General features: G+C 63.1%; 2 protein-coding genes. Both read left to right on the top strand.

Annotated features, from left to right (window positions below):
* A partial coding sequence (locus ACROHD_RS20750) for a Re/Si-specific NAD(P)(+) transhydrogenase subunit alpha (protein WP_432680346.1) occupies positions 1–1,386 on the top strand: 1,386 nt, incomplete at its 5' end.
* Between the two features lie 13 nt (positions 1,387–1,399).
* Positions 1,400–2,820, top strand: a 1,421-nt coding sequence (locus ACROHD_RS20755; RefSeq protein WP_432680347.1) for an NAD(P)(+) transhydrogenase (Re/Si-specific) subunit beta, incomplete at its 3' end; no start/stop codon positions are given.

Genomic DNA, 2,820 nt, shown 5'->3' on the forward strand with positions numbered 1-2,820 from the left:
CTTTGGAAAGAGTCTGACATTATTGCGAAGGTTCGCATTCCGAATGCCACTGAGCTGAAGCGGCTGACGTCTGATAAGACGTTGATTTCCTTCTTTAACCCTGCCGGGAATGAAGAGGGGATGGAGATTGCGAAGGCGAAGGGCGCCAACGTGATCGCGATGGAGATGGTGCCGCGCATCAGCCGGGCGCAGAAGATGGATGCGCTCAGCTCGATGGCCAATATCGCGGGCTATCGCGCGGTGATCGAGGCGGGCAACAATTACGGGCGTTTCTTCACCGGTCAGATCACGGCGGCGGGCAAGGTGCCGCCGGCGAAGGTTCTGGTTGTGGGCGCGGGTGTTGCGGGTCTGGCGGCGATCGGCACTTCGACCAGCCTTGGCGCGATTACTTACGCCTTTGACGTGCGCCCCGAAGTGGCCGAACAGGTCGAATCGATGGGCGCCGAGTTCGTCTATCTCGACTTCGAGGAAGAGGCGCAGGATGGCGCGGCCACCGGCGGCTATGCGTCCGTTCAGTCCGAAGAGTTCCGCAATGCGCAGCTGGCCAAGTTCCGCGAGCTTGCGCCCGAGGTCGATATCGTCATCACCACGGCGCTGATCCCGAACCGGCCTGCGCCGAAGCTGTGGACCGAAGACATGGTTGCGGCGATGAAGCCGGGCTCGGTCATCGTTGACCTTGCCGCCGAACGGGGTGGCAATGTCGAAGGCACGGTCATGGACGAGAAGGTGGTGACCGAGAACGGCGTCACCATCATCGGCTACACCGACTTCCCCAGCCGCATGGCCAGCCAGGCCTCGACGCTCTACGCCACCAACATCCGTCACATGATGACCGACCTGACGCCCGAGAAGGATGGACAGGTCGTGCACAACATGGAAGATGACGTGATCCGCGGTGCGACCGTGACCTACCAGGGCGAGATCACCTTCCCGCCGCCGCCGCCGAAGATCCAGGCGATCGCGGCGCAGCCGAAGAAGGAGGCGCCGAAGGAACTGACCCCGGAAGAGCGCCGGGCGCAGGAAGTGGCGGCCTTCAAGGCACAGACCAAGCAACAGGTGACCCTGCTGGCCGTGGGTGGCGGGCTGATCCTGCTGGCGGGGCATTATGCGCCAGCCAGCTTCATGCAGCATTTCATCGTCTTTGTGCTTAGCGTCTTCGTGGGCTTCCAGGTGATCTGGGGCGTGGCGCATTCGCTGCATACGCCGCTGATGGCGGTCACCAACGCCATTTCGTCGATCATCATCCTGGGGGCCTTGATGCAGATCGGGTCAGGGAGCTGGCTGGTCATTCTGCTGGCGGGGCTCAGCGTGTTCATGGCCGGGATCAACATCTTCGGCGGCTTCCTCGTGACACGGCGCATGCTCGCCATGTTCCAGAAATCGTGAAGGGGTAGGGATTATGGAATTCGGATTCACGACGGCGGCCTATGTGGTCGCGGCGGTTCTCTTCATCCTTTCGCTGGGCGGGTTGTCCGGGCAGGAAAGCGCGAAGCGCGCGGTGTGGTACGGCATTGTCGGCATGGCGCTGGCGGTCATCGCCACGCTCATCGGTCCCGGGTCTGGCCTGTGGCTGCTGTCGATCATCCTGATCGCGGGCGGCGGTATCATCGGCTGGTACGTGGCCAAGAAGGTCGAGATGACCGAGATGCCGCAACTTGTGGCGGCGATGCATTCGCTCGTTGGCCTCGCGGCGGTGTTCGTGGGCTTCAACGCCCATTTCGAGCTGGTTCGCGTGCTGGGCATGGAGCCCGAGGCGCGCGAGGCGCTGACCGGGTTTGCCGAACTGCTGGCGCATAAGTCGGTGGTTGAGCAGAACATTCTGCGGGTCGAGCTCTTCCTTGGCATCTTCATCGGGGCGGTGACCTTCACCGGGTCGGTGGTGGCCTATGGCAAGCTGGCGGGCAAGCTGACCTCGGCGGCCACCAAGCTGCCCGGCGGTCATGCGCTGAACGCGGGCGCGGCGGCTTTGTCGGTCATCTGCCTGGTCTGGTACTTCAACTCGGGCGGTTTCCTGCCCTTGTTCATCATGACGCTGGCGGCGCTCTTTATCGGGTACCACCTGATTATGGGCATCGGCGGCGCCGACATGCCGGTCGTGGTGTCGATGCTGAACAGCTATTCGGGCTGGGCCGCGGCGGCGATCGGCTTCTCGCTTGGCAACGACCTGCTGATCGTTGTCGGTGCGCTGGTGGGCTCCTCCGGTGCGATCCTGTCCTACATCATGTGTAAGGCGATGAACCGGTCGTTCATCAGTGTGATCCTGGGCGGCTTCGGCGGCACCACGGGCCCTGCGATGGAGATCGAGGGCGAACAGGTGGCGATTGACGCCGATGGCGTGGCGACGGCGCTTAATGAGGCCGACAGCGTGATCATCGTGCCGGGTTACGGCATGGCGGTGGCGCAGGCGCAGGCGGCGGTGGCCGACCTCACGCGCAAGCTGCGCGCCGCGGGTAAGGAGGTGCGCTTTGCCATCCACCCTGTGGCAGGTCGTCTGCCGGGGCACATGAACGTGCTGCTGGCGGAAGCCAAGGTGCCCTATGACATCGTGATGGAAATGGACGAGATCAACGAGGACTTCCCCTCGACCGACGTGGTGATCGTGATCGGATCCAATGACATCGTGAACCCGGCGGCGCAGGAAGACCCCAACAGCCCCATCGCCGGTATGCCGGTGCTGGAGGTCTGGAAAGCCAAGCAGGTCTTCGTGTCCAAACGCGGTCAGGGCACCGGCTATTCCGGCATCGAGAACCCGCTGTTCTACAAAGAGAACACCCGCATGTTCTACGGCGACGCAAAGGCCAGCATCGACAGCCTGCTGCC

Source organism: Nioella aestuarii, from assembly GCF_050896395.1.
GTDB lineage: Bacteria > Pseudomonadota > Alphaproteobacteria > Rhodobacterales > Rhodobacteraceae > Nioella > Nioella aestuarii.